The sequence below is a fragment of the Neisseria sp. P0001.S005 genome, from assembly GCF_051963715.1.
On sequence record NZ_JBQCTZ010000001.1, the window covers coordinates 26,962 to 46,750 of the forward strand.

At 45.7% G+C, this 19,789-nt stretch carries 21 protein-coding genes and 1 pseudogene; 14 read left to right on the forward strand and 8 right to left on the reverse strand.

From position 1 onward, the window contains the following. Nucleotides 1-327 (reverse strand): DUF4376 domain-containing protein, encoded by a 327-nt coding sequence (locus tag ACTHSP_RS00150; protein ID WP_440345385.1) that lies wholly within the window; start codon nucleotides 325-327, stop codon nucleotides 1-3. A 14-nt stretch (nucleotides 328-341) separates the two neighbouring features. Here ACTHSP_RS00150 and terL point away from each other — a divergent pair, with 14 nt between their 5' ends. From terL to ACTHSP_RS00190, 8 genes and pseudogenes are all read left to right on the forward strand, one after another. Continuing rightward, nucleotides 342-1,694, forward strand: a complete 1,353-nt coding sequence (gene terL, locus ACTHSP_RS00155; protein ID WP_440345386.1) for a phage terminase large subunit — start codon at nucleotides 342-344, stop codon at nucleotides 1,692-1,694. Then, on the forward strand, nucleotides 1,691-2,326 hold the full coding sequence (locus ACTHSP_RS00160; RefSeq protein ID WP_440345387.1) for a hypothetical protein: 636 nt from the start codon (nucleotides 1,691-1,693) through the stop codon (nucleotides 2,324-2,326). The genes terL and ACTHSP_RS00160 overlap by 4 nt, the downstream gene beginning before the upstream one ends. Before the next feature lie 559 nt (nucleotides 2,327-2,885). Next, complete coding sequence (locus ACTHSP_RS00165) at nucleotides 2,886-3,602, forward strand: LexA family transcriptional regulator (RefSeq protein ID WP_049351389.1); 717 nt, start codon at nucleotides 2,886-2,888, stop codon at nucleotides 3,600-3,602. A 77-nt stretch (nucleotides 3,603-3,679) separates the two neighbouring features. Further along, nucleotides 3,680-3,976, forward strand: coding sequence for a HipA family kinase (locus tag ACTHSP_RS00170; RefSeq protein ID WP_244285031.1), 297 nt, complete (start codon nucleotides 3,680-3,682; stop codon nucleotides 3,974-3,976). Then, nucleotides 3,969-4,238 (forward strand): HipA family kinase, encoded by a 270-nt coding sequence (locus ACTHSP_RS00175; RefSeq protein WP_308862632.1) that lies wholly within the window; start codon nucleotides 3,969-3,971, stop codon nucleotides 4,236-4,238. The genes ACTHSP_RS00170 and ACTHSP_RS00175 overlap by 8 nt, the downstream gene beginning before the upstream one ends. 12 nt (nucleotides 4,239-4,250) lie before the next feature. Beyond that, nucleotides 4,251-4,400 (forward strand): hypothetical protein, encoded by a 150-nt coding sequence (locus ACTHSP_RS00180; RefSeq protein ID WP_003684959.1) that lies wholly within the window; start codon nucleotides 4,251-4,253, stop codon nucleotides 4,398-4,400. Continuing rightward, nucleotides 4,397-5,212, forward strand: coding sequence for a DUF3037 domain-containing protein (locus ACTHSP_RS00185; protein WP_440345388.1), 816 nt, complete (start codon nucleotides 4,397-4,399; stop codon nucleotides 5,210-5,212). The genes ACTHSP_RS00180 and ACTHSP_RS00185 overlap by 4 nt, the downstream gene beginning before the upstream one ends. Nucleotides 5,213-5,640: 428 nt before the next feature. After that, nucleotides 5,641-6,105, forward strand: a pseudogene (locus tag ACTHSP_RS00190) (hypothetical protein); the annotation flags it as partial. Between the two features lie 148 nt (nucleotides 6,106-6,253). Here ACTHSP_RS00190 and ACTHSP_RS00195 read toward each other — a convergent pair. Next, nucleotides 6,254-7,162 carry a Dyp-type peroxidase gene (locus ACTHSP_RS00195; protein WP_049351387.1) on the reverse strand — a complete coding sequence of 303 codons (909 nt, stop codon included), beginning with the start codon at nucleotides 7,160-7,162 and terminating at the stop codon, nucleotides 6,254-6,256. Between the two features lie 103 nt (nucleotides 7,163-7,265). Between ACTHSP_RS00195 and ACTHSP_RS00200 the strand changes: the two genes are divergently transcribed. After that, nucleotides 7,266-8,354 carry a metallophosphoesterase gene (locus ACTHSP_RS00200; protein ID WP_049351386.1) on the forward strand — a complete coding sequence of 363 codons (1,089 nt, stop codon included), beginning with the start codon at nucleotides 7,266-7,268 and terminating at the stop codon, nucleotides 8,352-8,354. Between the two features lie 140 nt (nucleotides 8,355-8,494). Then, nucleotides 8,495-9,085, forward strand: coding sequence for a LemA family protein (locus ACTHSP_RS00205; protein ID WP_049351385.1), 591 nt, complete (start codon nucleotides 8,495-8,497; stop codon nucleotides 9,083-9,085). Between the two features lie 583 nt (nucleotides 9,086-9,668). Here the strand turns inward: ACTHSP_RS00205 and ACTHSP_RS00210 are convergent. Then, the gene (locus ACTHSP_RS00210) at nucleotides 9,669-11,069 is read right to left on the reverse strand and encodes a hypothetical protein (RefSeq protein ID WP_049351384.1); all 1,401 of its coding nucleotides are present in this window, start codon (nucleotides 11,067-11,069) and stop codon (nucleotides 9,669-9,671) included. Beyond that, nucleotides 11,048-12,619: a VPA1262 family N-terminal domain-containing protein gene (locus ACTHSP_RS00215; RefSeq protein WP_049351383.1), complete on the reverse strand. Its 1,572-nt coding sequence runs from the start codon at nucleotides 12,617-12,619 to the stop codon at nucleotides 11,048-11,050. Before ACTHSP_RS00215 ends, ACTHSP_RS00210 begins: the two co-directional genes overlap by 22 nt. Before the next feature lie 133 nt (nucleotides 12,620-12,752). Between ACTHSP_RS00215 and ACTHSP_RS00220 the strand changes: the two genes are divergently transcribed. After that, on the forward strand, nucleotides 12,753-12,950 hold the full coding sequence (locus tag ACTHSP_RS00220; RefSeq protein ID WP_371464512.1) for a dienelactone hydrolase family protein: 198 nt from the start codon (nucleotides 12,753-12,755) through the stop codon (nucleotides 12,948-12,950). Between the two features lie 565 nt (nucleotides 12,951-13,515). On the opposite strand, the gene ACTHSP_RS00225 is transcribed toward ACTHSP_RS00220, so the two are convergent. Genes ACTHSP_RS00225 through ACTHSP_RS00240 form a run of 4 tightly spaced genes read right to left on the reverse strand, consistent with a single transcriptional unit; the run spans nucleotide 13,516 to nucleotide 17,785 of the window. Then, nucleotides 13,516-14,628, reverse strand: coding sequence for an SGNH/GDSL hydrolase family protein (locus ACTHSP_RS00225; RefSeq protein WP_440345389.1), 1,113 nt, complete (start codon nucleotides 14,626-14,628; stop codon nucleotides 13,516-13,518). Continuing rightward, nucleotides 14,625-15,653 carry a peptidoglycan O-acetyltransferase PatB gene (gene patB / locus ACTHSP_RS00230; RefSeq protein WP_440345390.1) on the reverse strand — a complete coding sequence of 343 codons (1,029 nt, stop codon included), beginning with the start codon at nucleotides 15,651-15,653 and terminating at the stop codon, nucleotides 14,625-14,627. The genes ACTHSP_RS00225 and patB overlap by 4 nt, the downstream gene beginning before the upstream one ends. A gap of 10 nt (nucleotides 15,654-15,663) precedes the next feature. After that, a complete protein-coding gene (locus ACTHSP_RS00235) occupies nucleotides 15,664-17,100 on the reverse strand; it encodes an MBOAT family O-acyltransferase (RefSeq protein WP_440345391.1) in 1,437 nt (478 codons plus the stop codon). A 46-nt stretch (nucleotides 17,101-17,146) separates the two neighbouring features. Then, nucleotides 17,147-17,785, reverse strand: coding sequence for a DedA family protein (locus tag ACTHSP_RS00240; RefSeq protein WP_440345392.1), 639 nt, complete (start codon nucleotides 17,783-17,785; stop codon nucleotides 17,147-17,149). Nucleotides 17,786-18,015: 230 nt separating this feature from the next. Here ACTHSP_RS00240 and hda point away from each other — a divergent pair, with 230 nt between their 5' ends. From hda to ACTHSP_RS00255, 3 genes are all read left to right on the forward strand, one after another. Next, nucleotides 18,016-18,684, forward strand: coding sequence for a DnaA regulatory inactivator Hda (hda, locus tag ACTHSP_RS00245; RefSeq protein ID WP_440345393.1), 669 nt, complete (start codon nucleotides 18,016-18,018; stop codon nucleotides 18,682-18,684). Next, nucleotides 18,681-19,349, forward strand: coding sequence for an HAD family hydrolase (locus ACTHSP_RS00250; protein WP_049329700.1), 669 nt, complete (start codon nucleotides 18,681-18,683; stop codon nucleotides 19,347-19,349). Before hda ends, ACTHSP_RS00250 begins: the two co-directional genes overlap by 4 nt. Nucleotides 19,350-19,441: 92 nt before the next feature. Then, nucleotides 19,442-19,723, forward strand: a complete 282-nt coding sequence (locus tag ACTHSP_RS00255) for a TonB family protein (protein WP_224783503.1) — start codon at nucleotides 19,442-19,444, stop codon at nucleotides 19,721-19,723. Nucleotides 19,724-19,789 lie beyond the last annotated feature (66 nt).

Here is a 19,789-nt window from a genome sequence, read left to right on the forward strand (position 1 = left end):
TTACGCCTCCTCCAGCTCGGCGGCGGGCTGCTCGTAGTTAGCTGTCCAGCCGTCCGAATAATCGTATTCCAGCAGATTTTCGGCCTTTAACATGGCGGCTTTATGGCGTTCGGCGTTGGCAAAGTCGGCTTGCTCATCCAATACCATCTGCGTAGTCATCTCATCCAGTAGCTCGCGGGTCATGAGGACGAAATCGTTTTCCATCGTTTTCCAGCGTAACCCCACCGGCAACTCTTTCATGGTGCGCAGTAGGATGTATTGGGTGCAGCTCTCATCGTTGGTGTGAAACCACTTACCCACGCTTTTGACAAATACCCCAGGAATCATACGGCAGCTTGTATATGTTTACACGCTGGATGTTTTATCAAAGACGTGGCTATATTTGGCAGCGAGCGAATCATCACGCCCTAATCTGTAACGCCCTAGAACGTGTTTTCAACGGCGAAACAAAACGCTTGATTATTAATATTCCGCCGCGATACTCGAAAACGGAAATCGCGGTCGTGAACTTCATCGCGTGGGCGATGGGGTGCGTGCCGGATTGTGAATTTATTCATGCGAGCTATTCGGCTACGTTGGCGGTCAATAACTCCGTACAGATTCGGAATTTAGTGCAACACGAAGAGTATCGGGCAATTTTCCCTGATTTAGCACTTGCAAGCGAGAGTAGTCATCACTGGAAAACAACTGCCGGCGGCGTGATGTACGCAACAGGTACGGGGGGCACGATTACCGGCTTTGGCGCGGGCAAACACCGCGAGGGGTTCGGCGGCGCAATCATACTGGACGATTTGCACAAGGCAGACGAAGCACGAAGCGAGGTCAGACGGCAGAATGTTATCGACTGGTTTCAAAATACGCTGGAATCACGGAAGAACAGCCCCGATACACCGATTGTCGTGATTATGCAAAGGTTGCATGAAAACGATATTGCAGGATGGCTGCTTGACGGCGGCAACGGCGAAGAATGGGAACATTTGTGCTTACCAGCGATTCAAGATGACGGCACGGCGTTATGGCCTGAAAAGCACGATATTGAAACACTGCGCCGAATGGAACAAGCCGCGCCGTATGTGTTTGCCGGGCAGTATTTGCAAAAACCTGCACCGCCTGATGGCGGTACGCTCAAGCCTGATAATCTGCGATTTGTTAAGGCATTGCCTGCCGGTAATATCAGATGGGTGCGCGGATGGGACTTAGCCTCAACCGCAAACGACGGCGACTATACAGCAGGCGGCAGGCTTGGCGTAACAGAAGATGGGCGGTATATCATCGCCAACGTCGTGCGCGGTCAGTATGGCGCGGATGAACGGGATAGGATTTTGAAAAACACGGCGCAAAAAGACGGCGTGAAAACAAAAATATCCATTCCGCAAGACCCTGGTCAGGCTGGTAAATCGCAAACACTATATCTGACCCGTCAATTGGCGGGTTTTTCTGTATCTGCCAGTCCTGAATCGGGCGACAAGGTAACACGCGCCGAGCCGTTCGCGGCACAGGTCAACATCGGTAATGTGATGGTGCTGGATGACGGCACATGGGATACAGATGCGCTGATTTCAGAAATGCGGATGTTCCCAAACGGTCAGCACGATGACCAAATCGACTGTTTGAGCCGTGCATTTAGTGAGCTATTGGACACCCGAACGGGCATGATTGATTACCTGCGTTCGCAGGTTGAGGCAAACAAATGAGTAAAAAGACACCATTATCGCAAGGCTTTGTTGCCCGCGTTGCCGCTGGTGTCCGTTACGCCTTTACCGGCAACGCGGACGGGTGGTTTGATGCGGGCGAGCCTTTAGCCCCTGTCGCACAGCAGGCAGAGGGGCGGCGGTTCGACTATGAGCCGTTCTACAACGTCGGGCATTCTAAGCCGCGTGAACGCGAGGCAATAGGCTTTGCACAATTACGCGCCCTTGCCGATAACTACGATGTGCTGCGTTTGGTTATTGAGACGCGCAAAGACCAAATGGAGTGCCTAAAATGGACAATCCAAAAGCGCGATGTCGAATCAACGGCAAACAACGAATCGCAGCGCAAAGACAGAAAGATTGACGAAGCTATTGCGTTCTTTCAGTCGCCTGACAAAGAGCATACATGGGCGGACTGGCTGCGCATCTTGCTGGAAGATTTGTTTGTCATTGACGCGCCATGTATCTATCCGCGTAAAACACTGGGCGGCGACTTATTCGCCCTTGAAGTGATAGACGGCGCAACAATTAAGCGCGTATTGGACAATACAGGCCGCTTGCCAGCACCGCCTGATACAGCGTATCAGCAAATCTTACACGGCATGGCGGCGGTTTCACAATTTCAGCCCACTTAATTCAACGCTTCCTGCGTTTTTTTTGACATCTTCTGCTTGCATATAATCCAAGACTTTCAACCGTGCTTCATACACCTTTGCGCAATTAATTATCTTCTTGCACTGTGTCTGTTTTTGGTCTATCATATTCACTCCTTTTGTTGCAGGCCTCGTGCCTCAACCCTGCCCCACGTTCCTGCGTGGGGCTTTCCTTTTCAACTCCGACCAAATCTCGTACCCGCCATTCCCGACGGGCTTTTTTATTTGGGTTGATCGTCTGATTTCTTTGAGTTCAAAAACAAGTCGGGATATTTCAGCTTTATCCGTGCAGGTATTCCGCGCTTCGTCCAATTGAAAACGCATTGAGGGCTATTCCCCGTTATTCGACCAATCTCCGCGTAACTGCCGATTGATTGCAACAGGCGTTTGTCTTCGCTGACTCTTTTATCCATAAATAAACCAAATATTTAAATCTAATGCCAATATTAAACACTATGTTTAGATAAAAATTAAGTCTTGTTTGACAACATTTTGTTTAAATATGGGAGAATAATTAAACCAACTGCGAATAGGATTAAAAATGACAATGCACGAAACAACTGACAGACTTTTTGAGATAGCCAAAGAGCAGGGAGTTTTAAAGCCGGCTGATATAGCAGGGCGTCTAAATATCAGCCAGCAGGCGTTGAAAAACTGGGAAAGTCGAGGTATAGCGGCAAAGGCGTTGCCTGAAGTAGCAAGAGTATTCGGCGTATCGGAAACATGGCTGCGAACAGGAGAAGGCAGCCGAACCGTGCCCGTCCTCATTGACCCAGGCCTACCCCATGAAGTCAAAGACATTCACAGCCCGATGATGTGGAGCAGCAACGACCTGCTGCCGGAGGATGACTACACGTTTGTTCCATATCTAAAGGAAAGTTGTTTTAAAGGGGGAACCGGCGCGTATGAGATTCCAGATTACAACGGCTACCGCCTGCCGTTCGGCAAATCCACGCTCAAACGCAAAGGCATCAATCCCGACAACGTCTTCTGCTGCACCCTAACCGGCGACAGCATGGAGGAGAAAATCGCAGAAGACGCGGCAATCGCGGTAGATACAGGCGAAACCGCTATACGCGACGGCAAAATATATGCTTTCGCACAAGATGGGATGTTCCGCGTCAAATACCTGATACGGCAGCCCGGCGGCAATGTGCTGATTCGCAGCCACAACAGCGGGTTCTATCCAGACGAAACCGCCCCTTTGGACAGCCTGACCGTTATCGGCCGCGTCTTCTGGTGGAGCGTGTTGGATTGACAAATTCCGCCCTGGGAAAATCTCAAAAAGTCGGATTTACAGATTTACACAAAGTGTAATTTTCATAGGGAAAAGAAATGTTGCAGATACAGACAATAATGGACCGTGCAGAGCAAGGCATTACCTCGCCATTCATCTGTATGGCGGAGAATAGTCTGGAATATTTCGTCAAAGGGCTGCATGCCACCCGTGCGAGCCAAATAAACGAATGGATAGGTGGAAACATAGCGCAGGCTTTAAGTTTGCCCGTTGTCCCGTTTGATCTGTTGGAAGTCGGAGAAGAGCTGTACGAAGAATTACCCGCAAGGATGAAGGAAATCGGCAAAGGCATCTGTTTCGGCTCGCAGACGCAAAAAAGGCTACGCATTGCTTGAGCCGGCGGACATCCCCCGAATCGATATAGTTATGCAGCGTCAAATCGCCACCTTCGATTGGTTTATCCGCAATGAAGACAGAACAATCGGCAACCCTAACCTTTTGTATAGAAATTGCGACAATCCCCTGATCGTCATCGACCATAACTGCGCCTTCGACACCGGCTTCAATCCAAAAAACTTCCTGCAAAATCATATTTTCTCATCGGCATTTAAACAGGTTTTGGAAGACTGGGTGCTTCAGGAAGAGATGGAATTATAGCTGAAAAGCGCATTGCCAGCCTACAGAAAAGCGTGTGATAATCTGCCGCTGGAGTGGGCATGGGCAAACGAAGAGCGCGACCTGCCCGCCGCCTATAACCGCAGCTATACCGACGAAACCGTCCGCCGCATTGATAACGGAACACTTTGGAGCATCTCATGAACCAATATGCCATGCGTTTTGCCGTCATACGGTTTATGCCCTATGTCCAAACGCGCGAATTTGCCAACATCGGCATCATCATAACCCACCCTCAAAGCGGCTACTTCGACTTTAAAATCGAACAGCGCTACAGCAGATTGAGCCGTTTTTTCCGCCACTTCGAGCCGTTCGTCTATAAAGCGGCAACCCATACCTTTGCAGAAGAATTACAGCGGATTAGAAAACTGGCGGCACACTCCGCGCCCGATCAGATACGCGCCATGCTCAACCATCTGACCCGCCCGCGCGAAGCCCTGATTATGGCCACCCAACCGGGCGTAACCCTCGCCTCCGACAGGGAGCAGGAACTGAACCGCCTGTTTGATTATTTTGTCGCCCACAGCTTTGCCAAAAGCCAACCCGAAGCAGAACTTACCCGCCAAATACAGGCAATGTTAAAGCCGCTTCAGACGGTATACCCCTTCAAAGAAAGCACAATCGGCGACCCGTCAGGCTTTCACGCCTCCATCCCCTTAGTGCAAAAGGCGGAAAACGGCGAAATACGGAAAATCATTAAGCCGATATATTTCGGACAAAAAGACCCTGCCGACATCTATCACAAGTCGGATAAGTGGATTGCCAGCATAAAATGGTTGCGGCGCAGCGGATACATCGACCGCTCTGAAATATTGTTTGCCTACGAGCCCCCGGAGTATCCAGACAAGGCACAACAAAAGGCATTGCTTGACGTGCTGGGCGATCTGAAGGAGCAACGTATACAGCTTGCTCGCAACAAGGACGACGCAATCATCAGAAACTTTGCCTCCGCCTGATTGCCCCGTTTTTAACTTGGTGGAATTTCGCCAAATTAAAACTGAAGCCGGCGCGTGTCAGATTAGCCTAACTTTGTAAAATTACCGATTTACACAAAGTGTAAATTTCAGGCCGTCTGAAATTCAGGCGGCCTTTTTCACGCCCGCTGAACCTGAAACGACACAAAACCGACACAACCGCCCGAAATGCGGTTTTTTTGTGCCTTCGAAATTTCAAAAATAAATTCTTTTAATAATCAAAATGTTTATAAATTTTAAACAAAAATATTAAACAGAGTGTTGCATATTATTAAACACTATGTTTAAATACACCCATCGAAGCAAAACACAGTTTCAACGGTTCTTTAAAAATTTGAAAGCGTAGTAACCGCCCTTCAGGTATTGCGTGAGCGGTAAATCAATTCGTCCGCCGTGTAGTCAAGGGGTTGATGATGAAACCGTCTGAAATGTTGAGAGTGGCAGGTAAACCAATCGCGTATTACCCGGAATTGGCAAAGCCTTTAGGCGGCGTGAACGCGTCAATCTTATTCAGTCATTTCTTCTACTGGCACGATAAGACACGGCATGAATTAGGCATTTACCGGACAGCGGAAGAAATTGAAATTGAAACTGGGCTATCCGTTCAAGAGCAAAGAACGGCACGGAATAAACTGAAAGAACGCGGTGTCTTGACCGAGATTGAAAAACGAATTGAACACCGCATTTACTACAAGCTGAATTTAGACGCTTTTGATGATTTGATGTTGCAACATTCGGGGAGTGAGGAATCAACAGCCCCGAAATGCAATATCAACAGCCCCGAACTTCAAAATCAACATTCGGGGAGTAAGGAATCAACAGCCGTTATAAGAACAGAAGATTTAACAGAAGATTTAACAGTATATACCCCCTTATCGGTTTTTATCGTTGTCTGTAATCAGGGTTTATTAAGAAATGATAGGATAAATTTCTATGATGATACCATAAAAAATATTAAGGGAATTTAAATAACAAAACCTGCCTTTGAAAAGGCAGGTTTTTTTTCAGACGGCCTGTGAGCCGTTAAAGATTTTGCAAACGCTCGACAGAAGGTGCGTAGTAGTAAGCACCTGATACGGCTTTAGACAAATATTTCAGCAGTAAGTCGGTTTTGCCGTCTGCATCGCCGAACATATTGAGTAGCTGAACTTCAATATTGTGCAGCGTGTTGCAATAGGAAGTGAACATCAAACCATGTTCGCCGCTGAGTTTGCCGAAGGGCAGGCTGCGGCGGACAATTTTCAGGCCAATGCCGTTTTCTTTGACATTGACGCGGCCGAGATGGGAGTCGGGCAGGCGCACGTCTTTGCTGAATTCGTCATTGGCTTCTTTGCTGCGGCCCACGCAGGCTTCTTGTTCGACAGTAGAAACGGCATCCCATTTTTTCAAATCGTGCAGGTATTTTTGCAGCAAAACATAGCTTCCGCCGGCATCCGGCTTGCCTTCGGGAATGATGGCAACATTGCGTACATTGTCATCGCCCTGCGGATTTTCCGTACCATCGACAAAACCGTCCAAGCCGCGGTCTTCATACAGGCGTAGGCCGTGTTCTTCAGTGGCTACGCGAATGCTGTCGCCGAATGCGCCTAAAACAGATTGGGCCAAGGCATAGGCGGCTTTTTGCTCGGTGGCTTGAATGTGGATATAGAGGTCGTGTTGGGTGGAAGGGGCAAGGCCGTTTCCCAATTCAGGGAAAGGTTTGATTTCGCTGCCTTCGTCAGTATGGCCGAACGATTGCCATGCGCGGCTGCCGAAGGCAATGGTCAAACCCAAAATATCATTCGGAAAACGGGTTTTTAATTTGGCCAGTGCCTCCAAAGAAAGACGGCAGGCAGATTTGATGTCTTCGTTGCGGCCGTCTGAAATGTCTGCTTCGATAAAAATACCGGCTTGTGCGTGATCAGGAATAATGGCTGATTGGGGATGGCTCATGATGATTCCTTTCAAAATATTATGGGTTTTTACGCGTGGGATTATACACTGAAAGTTTCAGACGGCCTAAAATCTTCCTTTTGATTTTTTAGGGCAAAAAGGCATGTTTGGCAAGATGTTTTTTGTGAGCGTCATTCTGTTGCAAGTGTTTACATTCGGGCTTGGTCGTTCGTTGCAATGGCTGTTTGCGCCTTGGATTGGTAAAGTCGGCAGACGTTGGCTGATGGGTATTTCCTATTTCATTACAAACGGCTTGTTGGTCGGCTTGCTGCTGGAGTTGGGACATATGATGTTCCGCATGGTGGCGTTTTGGATGGTGATCTTGCTGTTTGTGATGTATGCCGCGTTGGCGACATTTATCCTGTATCTTTTGCTGCGCCGTTTTGTGGCGCGCCAACCGCTGTCACGAAGCCTGCGGCTGTTTGCGCCTTTGTTTGTGGCCGGTTTGCTCGGTTTTGGGATGTATAACGCCTATACGCCCGTTGTCCGCCATCAAACCGTATTCATCAATAAGAAAATGGATAAGCCGCTGCGTATCGGCGTGGCCAGCGATTTACACTTGGGGATTTTGTTTGGCGCGCGTCAATTGGACAAGCTGACGGACATTATGAAGCGGGAACAAGTCGATATGGTGTTGCTGCCGGGCGATTTGATGGACGATACCGTCGATGCTTACCTTAAAGAAAACATGAAACCGCATTTGCAGAAGCTGACTGCACCGATGGGCGTTTATGCCACTTTAGGCAATCATGACTGGTTCCGCGATCAGAAGCGTATCAAGCATGAATTGGAAGCGGCAGGTTTGACGGTTTTGGCCAATCAGGTTTTGGAAGTGAATGGCGTGTTGCTGGTAGGGCGGAGCGATGATTTGGATCGCAAGCGTCCCAGTGCGGAACAGCTTTTGGAAGGTCAAAATACCCAATTACCGGTTTTATTGATGGACCACCGTCCTACTTCAATCGAAGCCCATGCCCGGCTGCCGATTGATGTGCAAGTTTCCGGCCATGTTCACAACGGCCAAGTTGCACCTGCCAACCTTATTGTCCGTACGCTTTATCGTCTTGCTTACGGTTATGAGGCGATCGGCAACGGCCATTTCTTCACCACTTCGGGCTACGGCTTCTGGGGCATTCCCCTTCGTTTGGGTTCGCAATCAGAAGTGTGGGTTATCGACATCAAGTCAAAGCATTGAAATAGAAATATAAACTTCAGGCCGTCTGAATTTCAGACGGCCTTTTTTATAAAAACTGGGAAAAAATATTGGAATTGGATTATAATCAATGTAAAAAATCAGCCATCGATATGAGTGGCATCATAACTAGGGAACTCACTATGGGCATTATTAGTCTTACACTTATCTTCGTATCAATCGCCACCGTCTTATTGTATTTCAAACAACAGTTGAAAGACCGCAAAAAAGACTGTCGCGAATCCTTTGTTTCTTTGCGCATTGCGCTCGACTGCCGACATCAGGCCGTCCGTCATGTATTGGATGCATACAGCAAACATCTGCAAGAGCAGGGCATTGCATCGGATCCAAACGTTCAGCAGATGTGTGCTGAAGTCGAAACCGCATTGGCGCAAACTGCCAAAACCTTTTCCGAATCTAAAATCAAACATCTGTGCGAAGCCGAAACAGCATTGAATTATGCGCTGAAAAAATTGCAAATTGCCGTCAACGGCCTTTTGAAACAGTATCCTGATGAGAAATTGGCCGGTTTGATGGAAATGCTGGATGCTGCAGAAGCGGAAGTCACATCGGCACGCCGCACTTACAACCGCAGAGCCGGAAGCTACAACCATCATTTGAACAAATTGCCCAACCGCCTTGTTGCCAAGCCATTAGGCTTTGATAAGCAGGCAAGATTGGTTCGTTTTACGGAAAACCAAACGCAACGAATGAGCAGCAACGTTTTGGCTTGATATTGAAATGACACCAAAGCAGGTTAAGCTGTTATTTTGGCTGAACGGATATAAATGAACGGCTAAGATCTTTACAAAAAAACTCTTTGCTCGACAGCTGAAATCCAAATACAGGATTTCGGCTGTTGTTTGTTCTCGATCCCCATTTTATTCTCTTTAGGCACGCTAGATGCGCAATTGTTAGGCATCCAGGTCACCTTTTAGACAACAACAGGTACGCTTAGTCTGTTGGTTACTTTCAATAGGTTTAAATATGGTGTCCTCAGATGGCTTTACGCGGTCACTTCTGGGATATTCCCTATTTCATTTATCTTTCTTACCAACTACATTTGACACTATATCTATTCGCACTTTATCTCCTCAATATCTTTGTCAGACTTTCTATTAACCAATCAAACACGGGTTTTACGCGAGGAGGGGTAATATTTCGTTGCGGGCGGTAAACATATACTGTCCACTGCTTGCGGGGAAGTTCGGGGAAAAGCTTTACCAATTTGCTACTTGATAAATAAGTATGGTAAGCAAAGCGTTTTTGCTTGTTAATGTCTTGACACTAAATACTGCAAACAACGTAGGAAATTTTTCATCCATTAAATCTATCCAAATGAGTCCAATTTCTCCACCTTAAATCATTGTTAAATTGATTAGGGTAATAAATACCATTCTGAATATCTTCAAACGATAGTGATGAATCTTGTTCTAATTCTTCAGCGATACAAGCTGGTTGCATTCGGGACAAATGCAGATAAACAAATTTATCCAGTTCTACAATCGAAGCAAACCATTCTTGTTGGAAATTCAGGATTTGATTAATTTCGTTTTGAATGAAATTTTCTCTATCCTGTTTAGGAAGCATTATTTGGAAATATTTCACTAAAGCTCTATCTAGGACACTTCTAGCAATTGAGTAAGGATTCCCAAAATCCCAGTCCTTCCACTTCTCAAAAGCTAATTTGCATAAATACTGAACCCTATTTTCATCAGCATGAGCAAAAAAATACGCCAAACATTCTTTGATATGTGCCTCATCTTGATTTAATTGCAGACTGTCAATATAGATGCGGATTTTTTCATCGGTAGCATTGCTCAAAAATGCACCGAATCCTAGCTGTAAAGAAGGGTATCTGACAGGATATTGGTTAAAAACATCAAACCATTCATTAGGGCAATCTTTCCAAATATCTAATAATTGGATTTGCTCATTTTTCATATTATTTCTAAATAAATGATCTAATCTAAACAACAAAAGAAATTTTGCCAAATTATTGGTTGTGTGCAGCGCAAAAGGTTGGCGATATTTTTTTGGTAGCAAAGCAAGCCAATATAAAAGATTAAAAACCTTAGTTTCCTGATTAATCAATGATAATATTTCGTGGTCATAATGCTCGGATATAAATGAATATGATTGATGAAAATTTAAAGACAGACGATTATATAATTCATTTAAATGCCATTTATCTTCTGCGAGTTCTTTCCATCGTTCATTTTCTAAATTTTCTGTTAGAGAATCCATTCTCTCATTGTCATTAATTGATGCATTCTGAAGAGTAGACAACTCAATTTCCAGATGAGATAAATATTTCATAGCTAAATTTTTACAGGATTGAGAGAAAATAATTCCTTTTTCATAGCTGATTACCCAAAATTTAGGAAGAAGACAAGTCAATTCAAAAGCTATCTTTTGATCTTTATCACTAGAATGCTCATCTTGTAAAATGTTAATCAGCCATGAAATACTTTCTATCAACGTATTTTTCTTATCTATATCATCAATATAAATAACCGCATCATGGTAATCAATGCTTGATGGATAGAAATTATCCTGATATTGCCAAAAATGGGATTTATCATCCCATTTCCAATTAGCAAAATCAAAATGCTCATCAAAGAATGAAAATATTCCATCAGGAACGCTGGCATCATACTCAGGGGATTGAGCGAGGCAAAGTATTTGAGCAGTAGTTAATTGTTCTTCGATTTCCATAGAATATTATTCTCATCATTAATTGATTGTTCCCACATTTCTTCAAAAACATCAGCAATAATCTGCCCATCTTCAACTTCTTGAATGATGTGATGGCTTTTTCCTAGGCTATTCACCGATGTTCCCAATGACCAAGCTCTTACAGGTTCATCTATTGCTTGTGGAAAAATAATAAAACGGTCATGAAAATCGCCAACCTTAGAACGGTCAGCATTGACAAAGGTCAGATTTAACCAGCCAGCTTGACGAATTGCTTGGTTAATTTCGTTTGCAAGGTCGGCTTTATAAGATGATGTTTTATTTTCTTGTGGAGCAATTTTTAAGCCAGTTAGTGCTTTGATTGGTGAATTAGCAGACGGGCTAAAAAATACAGTTTCCAATAAATCTTTTGCATTCAAATAGGGATCCCAAAGATAAATACCATTTTTTCCATATTTTTTAATCAACTCTCTAATAAAATCCAACGCTTCTTGACGCATATCCCGCTTAAATTGCCTTAATTTCAAAGTATCATGTAATTCTTGTTTTTCTATTTTAAGAAATCTATTTCTAACCCAATTTCGATAATCTTTAGTATTCTTGCCAATTTGGCTTTGTGATGTCGGGGTAAAAATATTGATTCTTTTCTCTTTTCCATTAGGTAATTTGAATATTCGTTGATTATACTCCTGCAGGCTCATAGGGGAATTTACACTCTCGACGAATGAGCGTACTTGACCGCCACTACAAATTATCTGATTACTTTCATCCCAAATTGTATAATACCCCTTCCCATTAATTTGCTGAAATGGAATGATATTCCTCCCCGCGACTAATGGAATTTTCTGAAAATCAATAATACTGCCATATTGTTCCCTCCAAAAAATGCCTGAAAAGTTCATCTCTCCTGAGAAATGGGGGCTAACTGCCAAATTAGACAATAACTGATGACTTTGTTCATCTCTTCTTTCTATTGTAAATGCCACCGCAGCACAAGGAATTTGCACGATGATATTGCCTAATCTATCAGAATGAGTACCGATTTTAATGGGTAAGTATTCCTGTAACCTTCCAGAAAGCTCGTCCAAGGCAGCAAGATTTTTTATCAGTGGCGCAACGTATTCTTTGCTTTCGTCAAACCATTCAAAAAGATGTGAGCCTCCAAAAAAATTATTCTTGAGTAAACCTAAAAATTCATTCTTCCCTTGCTCTAAAGGCGGAACATAAACAGGAGGAATAGCTTTTAAATGACCATAACAAAGTTTATTGCGATCATCTTCATTCGAACCTGGAGTAACTAAGTAAGAAATGATTTTAAGAAAATCTTCTATAGAAACAATTCTTTTGAGAACTCCAAACTTTTGAGATTTATCAGCCTTTAATTTAATAAGATTTGGTGTAATGTTCTCTTTCTCTGTCAAAGGCAAATCTGTCTCATGAGCAACTGCCAGTGAGAAAATATTAAAAGAAGGGTTACTATCTCTTATACCAATCACTTCAAAAAGCTCAATACATTTAAAATTACCGATAGACGGCATTTTTAATATTTTTTCTATTGATTTAATATCCATTTAATTTCTCTATATAAAATATCTAAAAAAAATTTCTAAATTATGTAATTTATATTGAAATATCAAATATGTATAGTATGCAACAGCGTATCTAAGTCTCACTCAACGGTATTGATTGGCGTGAGTACTTTTTATAACTGAACGCTTCGACAAAACCAAACAATATCCTGTCATTGTAGTAGTTCATCCAGGTGGGGGTGTAAAAGAGCAAACAGTAGGGGTTTGTGTGCGTAAACTTACTGAAGTAGGTTTTTTAGCGGTGGCGAACAGCGTTTTTGGAAAAGTCCATTGGCTCAAGGCAGAACGGTCGAAGCCCAAGGGACGGAGCTGATCATGGGGAATTATGTTTTTTATACATCGGGAGAAGCGGTGTCCGCACCATTTGCTTACGCTTGTGAAGCCTATGATTTATACCTTACACATGCGCGTCATGTTGCCTAACAGCAGAAAACAAATTGCTAATACGCAGTTTTTCTGAAGGCTGTCTCATGATGCTCTGCGTTTCACGAATAAATTCCTCGTCCAGAGTTTAATCCAACACAGCATATCAGGAGAATCCACCTTTGGGTGCGCTACTCCAGCCAAGAAAGAGCTGGTGTGCATTGAGGATGCAATCCACATTTTTTATATGATAAAGACGCAGACAAGGAGGTTAAAAAACTGCGGATTTCTTTCAGGAAAATCTGTAGTTTTAAGTAATATTATCTTGTTTGGATGTTACTTGAAAAAGTAGCAAGGTAGCTATCTTTATCTTTTACTCAATAGTCGAAACCTAAGTACAAGATTTAAGCTTTTGTGTAAAGAGGTTTTTTACCAAGGTATCAGGCCGTCTGAAATATGAATTTCAGACGGCCTTTTGTGTACTGTTAATGAAAAGCACTTAGGCTTTTGCCAATTTATTGGGCAAAGCGGATCAGGCTGTCGGCAAGCTTATCGGCTGCAGTTTCATAACCTTGTGCAGAGAAGTGAACGCCGTCTTTGGCTGCCAAGCCTTGAGCCATCCAGTTTTTCATGCTACATGCTCCGCCCATTGCATCCTGCCAAGACCAGAACATGATTTTTTCATCACGGGCAACACGTTGCTGCATTTGTTGTATTTCGCTGAGCAAGACAGGGCGGTTGCCGCAGCTGCCGTAGGCGGTTTTCAAAGATTCCGGAGCGCCGAGGATCAGGATACCTGCGTTGGGCAGGGTGTTTTTGATTTGACGGATGTAATTGCGCCATGTCTGCTCGGTAGAGGAAATATCGAGATTGCCGGAAAAGGCTTCATTGGTACCGTAGGCAAGGATGATTAAATCGGCTTTGGTTTGTGCCAAATCTTCCCACATGCCCGGCCGCCATTTTGACCATTGGGATAACTGCGCGCCGTTGATGCCCATAGCGGAAACGGTTATGCCGCGTCCGGGGCGTTCGATATTAATGAAACCGATTTGCCAAGGCATGCTGCTGCTGAGGGTCATCGGCAGGGAAGCATGGGTATGCAGCAGTTGCCAACCATTTTGTGTGGCAGGGATTTCACGGCCGTTGACAGTCAGTGTTTGCTCGGACCAAACGGGTTTGCCGAAAATGGAGATTTGTTGCATATCCATGCTGCCGTCGGCTGCGCTTAAGGTAACGCTGCCGCCATCGGCGCGTGCTTCAATCCCGCCGAAAGAAAAATTGCTGTGTGATTTGCGGCTACTGATGGTGTTCCAACCGCTGCCGTTGTAACGGACGGTAGCCATACGCTGGCCTTTGACAGCATTGGGATAAACCCAACCGATGCCGCCATTGCCCCATTGTTGTTGCAAACGGCGACGCAGGCGGTCGGTAAAATAGTCACCGGCGGTGTGGGAGTCGCCAACTTGGATAATGCGGAATTTGCCGTCTGAAGTATGGTTGAGCTGTTGCAGTTTATTCAGCCAGGCAGGGCGGTTGGAGCCGTAGTTGCTTAACAGGCCGTCATTGGCGGCGCAGGCGGTAATAGGGAGTGCGAGAAGCGTGAGGAGTAAGGTTTTATTAAATTTCATGGTTGTGTATCGTGTGTAAAATTAATTTTTTCCATAATTTTTCCGGCCAATAGTTTTTGGCCTTCTGCGGAAAAGTGAATGCCGTCCTTGCTGCGGTAACGGATGATTTTTCCATCTACTTTGACAGAGTCGGCATATTCTTCTGCGCCATTGCTCAACAGTTTGTCGGTCGGCAGCCAAATGGCTTGAGACGACACCGTACCCGACAGGATTTTGTCGAGGTAGCGCATCTGTTCGTTGAGCTTGGCTTTTTTCATGTAAGGAATGCCCAGCCAAATGACTTGGACATCATGTGCGGAGGCTGCATCAAGAATACGGCGGACGCGGTTGAGGTATTCTGCCTCCCATTCGGGGGAGGCGAATTTCAGGTATTTTTTACCCATTGGGAAATCCCAAGGGTCGTTAGGGCCTAAGAATACAACTAAAACGCGGATGTCGGGTTCTTTTTGCAAAGTTTGTTCGATGGTTTTCGGCCAGTCGAAGAAATTGGGGTAGGACAAACCGGTACTTTGTTTGCTGAGGTTGACCGATTGTACGCCATATTCTTGCTTGAGGTGTTTTTGTACGAAAGGTGCAACGCCCTGCATCAGCGAGTCGCCGGCAAAGAAAACTTTATTGCCTTTTTTCAATACGGCCTGCGTTGCCGACTGATCAGCCTGATTGCTTGGCTCACTGGCGGTGGTATCCGTATTGTTAGCCGCATCGGAAGCAGCAGAGTCTTTTTGGTTGTCCGATACTTCAATGTCTTCCGTATTTTCAGACGGCCTTGTTGTTTCAATGCCTGAGTCTTCCGAGGCCCAAGCGTCTTCTGTTTCCAGTGAAGCTTTCAGGCCGTCTGAAAATTCGTAGGCTTTTTGTTGCCAATCTGCACCGATACGCCACCAAGCGTATTCGGATAAAGGCTCAAGCGGACTGTTTTCATGATAGGTCTGCTGCCAATAGGCATTGATGGAGTTTTGGGCAAACCACGTCAGTGCAACCGCACTGAGCAGAATAGAAACAAACAGGGAGATAAAGCGTTTCATGTTCTGCTCCTTAGAAGTTGGCGTAAATAAAGCCGGGAATGCCGGACGGGGCGAAGACGATAATCAGGGCGAGGATAAGCGTGATGGGGATAAACCACAGCCATGCAGGCAGGTTGTCCAAGCCTTTTACCGATGCTTCAAATAAGCGAAGCAAATACGGGTAAAGCAAAAGCATCAGTGCAAATGCACCCAACAACATGAGGTCGGTCGGCAGAGGCGCGTTCCAACCTTTGTCATTGGCAAATAATGCGCTGAACAGCATTTCCGTATCGGCAAGCGTTGCACTGTTGAACACGACAAAAGCGAAACAAACGAAATGGAAGGTAAACAGCCAGGCAAGCGGTTTGCCGATTTTCAGACGGCCTAAGGCATTACGGCCGACGATTTTATCGCCGCAGTTAAGGAATACCAAAGCCGCACCGTGCAGCGCACCCCAAATCAAAAAGCTCCAGCCATAGCCATGCCAAATGCCGGAAAGCAACATGGCAATCATCAGATTGAGTTGGGTACGTCCGAAGCCTTTTTTGCTGCCGCCCAAAGGGATATAGATATAGTCGCGAATCCAACTGGACAGGCTGATGTGCCATCTGTCCCAGAAGTCGCGGATGTTGATGGCGCGAAGCGGCGCGGCAAAGTTTTTCGGCAGCTTGAAGCCGAGCAGCATGGCCAAGCCGATGACCAAATCCGAATAGCCGGAAAAGTCGAAAAAGAGTTGGAAAGTGTAGCCATAAATCGCAGACAACACGCCCCAGCCGTCGAACTGGGCTGGATTTTCAAAAACAGGCGATACCCAGCCTTCCTCCAATACGCCGGCAAGCCACCACTTTTTGGCGATGCCCAATACAATCAGGCCGACCGCCAACGCCGGATAAATCAGTTGGCGCGCCTGTTTGGTGCGGATTTGCGCCAATGCGCCCGCTTGTTCGCCGTCTATGCTTTTAAAAGCGGCCGCACGGATAATCGGGCCGGATGTGATGGTGGGGAAGAAGCTCAGATGCAGTAGGAGCTCGTGCCATTCAAAACGGTCTCCTTTGGGCTCGCGGTAGCAATACACCAAGTAAGCCAGCGATTGGAAAGTGTAATAAGACAGGCCCAAGGGCAAAAGGATGTCGATGACGGCGCTTTGCCCCGTATATTGTTGAATAATCGGGCGGAAAAAGTCGAAGTATTTGAAGAAACACAAAACAGTCAATGCCGCCGAAATACCGCAACCCAGCCAAAATTTGCGGATATTCTCGTTTTCAGAAAACATCAGCACGCTGACCAGGTAAACCACAGACGAGTAAACCAAAATCAGCGCGGCAAAGATAGGGTCGATACGGTAAAGCCAGCCCAGTCCGGCAATCAAAAGTAAAACGTTTTGAACTTGCGGCAAACGTGCAAATGCCCAGTACAGCGGCAAAAATGCGATAAAGAATACCGCAAACTCAATGGACAGCAACGGCATGACAATTCCTTGATGTGTTTAAACTTTCAAACTTTTCGATTGATTGTTATTTTTTGGCGTTAAGTTTGGCACGAATGACTTCGACTACCGCGGGTAAAATCGAAATCACGATGATTGCCGCCATGACTAAGCCCAGATTGTTTTTGACGACGGGGATGTTGGCGAAGAAGTAGCCTGTATAGGAAAACGACAATACCCACAACACTGCGCCGATAATGTTGTAACGGATAAACGTGCCGTAGTGCATATCGCCCATGCCTGCGACAAATGGCGCAAACGTCCGCACAATCGGCACAAAGCGGGCAATGATGATGGTTTTGCCGCCATGTTTTTCATAAAAAGCATGGGTTTTTTCCAAATACGAACGTCGGAAAATTTTGGAATCCGGGTTGGCAAACAGTTTTTGTCCAAAATACTTGCCAATCATAAAGTTGGCCGCATCGCCTAAAATGGCAGCCGCTAAGAGCAGCAATACCATGACGTGGATGTTCATGCCGCCGATGGCCGCAATACCGCCGGCGGCAAACAGCAGCGAGTCGCCGGGTAAAAATGGCGTTACGACCAAACCGGTTTCGCAGAAAATCACAACAAACAAAATCGCGTAAATCCACGGGCCGTATTGGGCGGAGAGGTGGACAAGGTGTTGGTCGATATGGAGGATGAAATCAATAAGGGTAGAAATCACTAGGGTTCCCCAAATAAAAAGGCCGTCTGAAAAAGAACAGACAAATGTTTCGGCGAGAAGTTCGACATTGTAAAACCAAAGAGGAATAAAACCAATGCCGTAAGCGCGTCAAGATATGTTTAGAAGTGCAGATATGTTGCAGGTATAGGCTTCAGACGGCCTTTATCCTTGATGGTGGACGGCAAAACAACGTAAAATAAAGCCGATTTCAACCTAACAGGTGCGCCTTTGTGAACCAGCTCATCTTCGATTTTGCCAGCCATGATTATCCCGGCTTCGACAAATTTCTGGGAACAGAAAATGCCGAGTTGGTGTATGTGTTGCAGCACAAACATGGGCAATTTATCTATGTGTGGGGCGAAGAGGGCGCAGGCAAAAGCCATCTCTTGCAGGCATGGGTCGTCCAGGCACTCGATGCCGGACGAAATGCCCTCTATATTGATGCCGCCGCCACGCCGCTGACAGAAGCCGCGCTGGATGCGGAATATCTCGCCATTGACCAAATCGAAAAGCTTAATAATGAAGAACAGGCGTTACTGTTTGCCATCTTCAACCGCTTCCGCAACAGCGGCAAAGGCTTTTTGCTTTTGAGTTCCGAATATACGCCGCAACAGCTCGTTATCCGCGAAGACCTGCGCACACGCATGGCGTATTGCTTGGTTTACGAAGTCAAACCGCTCACCGACCGGGAAAAAATTGATGCGCTCGTCAGCATGGCGGCCGCCCGTCAGGTAACCATCGATCCGGAAATCTTCGAATACCTGCTGAACCATTGGCGGCGCGATATGGACAGCCTGATGCAAATGCTCGATACCCTCGACAACTACGCCGTTATGATGGGCAAGCGCATTACTTTGCCGCTTTTACGCCAGCTTTTAAAACAACAGGAAACCCAATGAAAAACCTTGCCATTTTCGACCTCGACAATACCTTGATCAATACCGATTCGGATCACTCCTGGCCGCAATACCTGATTAAAAAAGGCATAGTCGATGCGGCTGAAACCGAGGCGCAAAATGAAAAGTTTTACCAAGACTATCAAAACGGTTGTCTTGATATCGATGCCTTCCTCAAATTCCATCTCGCGCCTTTAGCCCGTTTCAGCAAGGAAGAATTGGCTGAGTTTCATCGCGAGTTTATGGCCGAATATATTGTTCCGCATATTTCTCCGATGCAGCGTATGCTGGTGCAAAGCCATCAAATGGCGGGCGACGAAATGTTGGTTATTTCTTCGACCAACGAATTCATCATTACCCCTATCTGCCATCTTTTCGGTATTCACAACATTATCGGCACACAGCTTGAAACCGGTGAAGACGGCCAATATACGGGCAACTATGTTGGTACGCCCAGCCTGAAAGAAGGCAAAATTACCCGATTGAACCAATGGCTTGCAGAGCGTGGCGAGACCTTTGAAAGCTACGGCAAGGTTTATTTTTACAGCGACTCCAAAAACGATTTACCGTTGCTGCGTATCGTGGACGAACCTGTCGCCGTCAATCCGGATGCCGAGCTGGAAAAAGAAGCCAAAGCAAAAGGTTGGCCGATTTTGAATTTCAAATAACGATGAATCAGGCCGTCTGAAATATTTAACCTAACCACAACCCTAATAAGGACTAAAACATGAAAACGACTAAACTCCTCGCCTAAGCCCTGTTGTTTGCCGCTGTATTCGGTACCGCACAAGCAGCTGATACCGAAACCCTGGAAGCCATGAAAGCGCAAAACGGCAGCGTTAAAACCGTTTTGATGGATGTTTTCACAACTCCTGCCGGCAATGTTGACCGCGTGAATATCATTCAATCCAGCGGTAATCCTGAAATGGACGAACGCGCAGTGAAAAGCGTTTCCAAATATCCTTATCCGAAACGCAAAACTGCATCTAAATATCAACACACCGTTACTTTTGAAACCAATGTTGAAGTAATCAACAACTAATTCGGACGCAAGGCCATCTGAAAAACAGAAGGCGTTTTGATTGGGAAATTCCCTGTCAAAACGCCG

Coding starts and splice junctions, on each gene's coding strand:
- ACTHSP_RS00150 (WP_440345385.1), bottom strand. CDS start 327: ATGATTCCTGGGGTATTTGTCAAAAGCGTGGGTAAGTGGTTTCACACC.
- terL (WP_440345386.1), top strand. CDS start 342: ATGTTTACACGCTGGATGTTTTATCAAAGACGTGGCTATATTTGGCAG.
- ACTHSP_RS00160 (WP_440345387.1), top strand. CDS start 1,691: ATGAGTAAAAAGACACCATTATCGCAAGGCTTTGTTGCCCGCGTTGCC.
- ACTHSP_RS00165 (WP_049351389.1), top strand. CDS start 2,886: ATGACAATGCACGAAACAACTGACAGACTTTTTGAGATAGCCAAAGAG.
- ACTHSP_RS00170 (WP_244285031.1), top strand. CDS start 3,680: ATGTTGCAGATACAGACAATAATGGACCGTGCAGAGCAAGGCATTACC.
- ACTHSP_RS00185 (WP_440345388.1), top strand. CDS start 4,397: ATGAACCAATATGCCATGCGTTTTGCCGTCATACGGTTTATGCCCTAT.
- ACTHSP_RS00195 (WP_049351387.1), bottom strand. CDS start 7,162: ATGAGCCATCCCCAATCAGCCATTATTCCTGATCACGCACAAGCCGGT.
- ACTHSP_RS00200 (WP_049351386.1), top strand. CDS start 7,266: ATGTTTGGCAAGATGTTTTTTGTGAGCGTCATTCTGTTGCAAGTGTTT.
- ACTHSP_RS00205 (WP_049351385.1), top strand. CDS start 8,495: ATGGGCATTATTAGTCTTACACTTATCTTCGTATCAATCGCCACCGTC.
- ACTHSP_RS00210 (WP_049351384.1), bottom strand. CDS start 11,069: ATGGAAATCGAAGAACAATTAACTACTGCTCAAATACTTTGCCTCGCT.
- ACTHSP_RS00215 (WP_049351383.1), bottom strand. CDS start 12,619: ATGGATATTAAATCAATAGAAAAAATATTAAAAATGCCGTCTATCGGT.
- ACTHSP_RS00225 (WP_440345389.1), bottom strand. CDS start 14,628: ATGAAATTTAATAAAACCTTACTCCTCACGCTTCTCGCACTCCCTATT.
- patB (WP_440345390.1), bottom strand. CDS start 15,653: ATGAAACGCTTTATCTCCCTGTTTGTTTCTATTCTGCTCAGTGCGGTT.
- ACTHSP_RS00235 (WP_440345391.1), bottom strand. CDS start 17,100: ATGCCGTTGCTGTCCATTGAGTTTGCGGTATTCTTTATCGCATTTTTG.
- ACTHSP_RS00250 (WP_049329700.1), top strand. CDS start 18,681: ATGAAAAACCTTGCCATTTTCGACCTCGACAATACCTTGATCAATACC.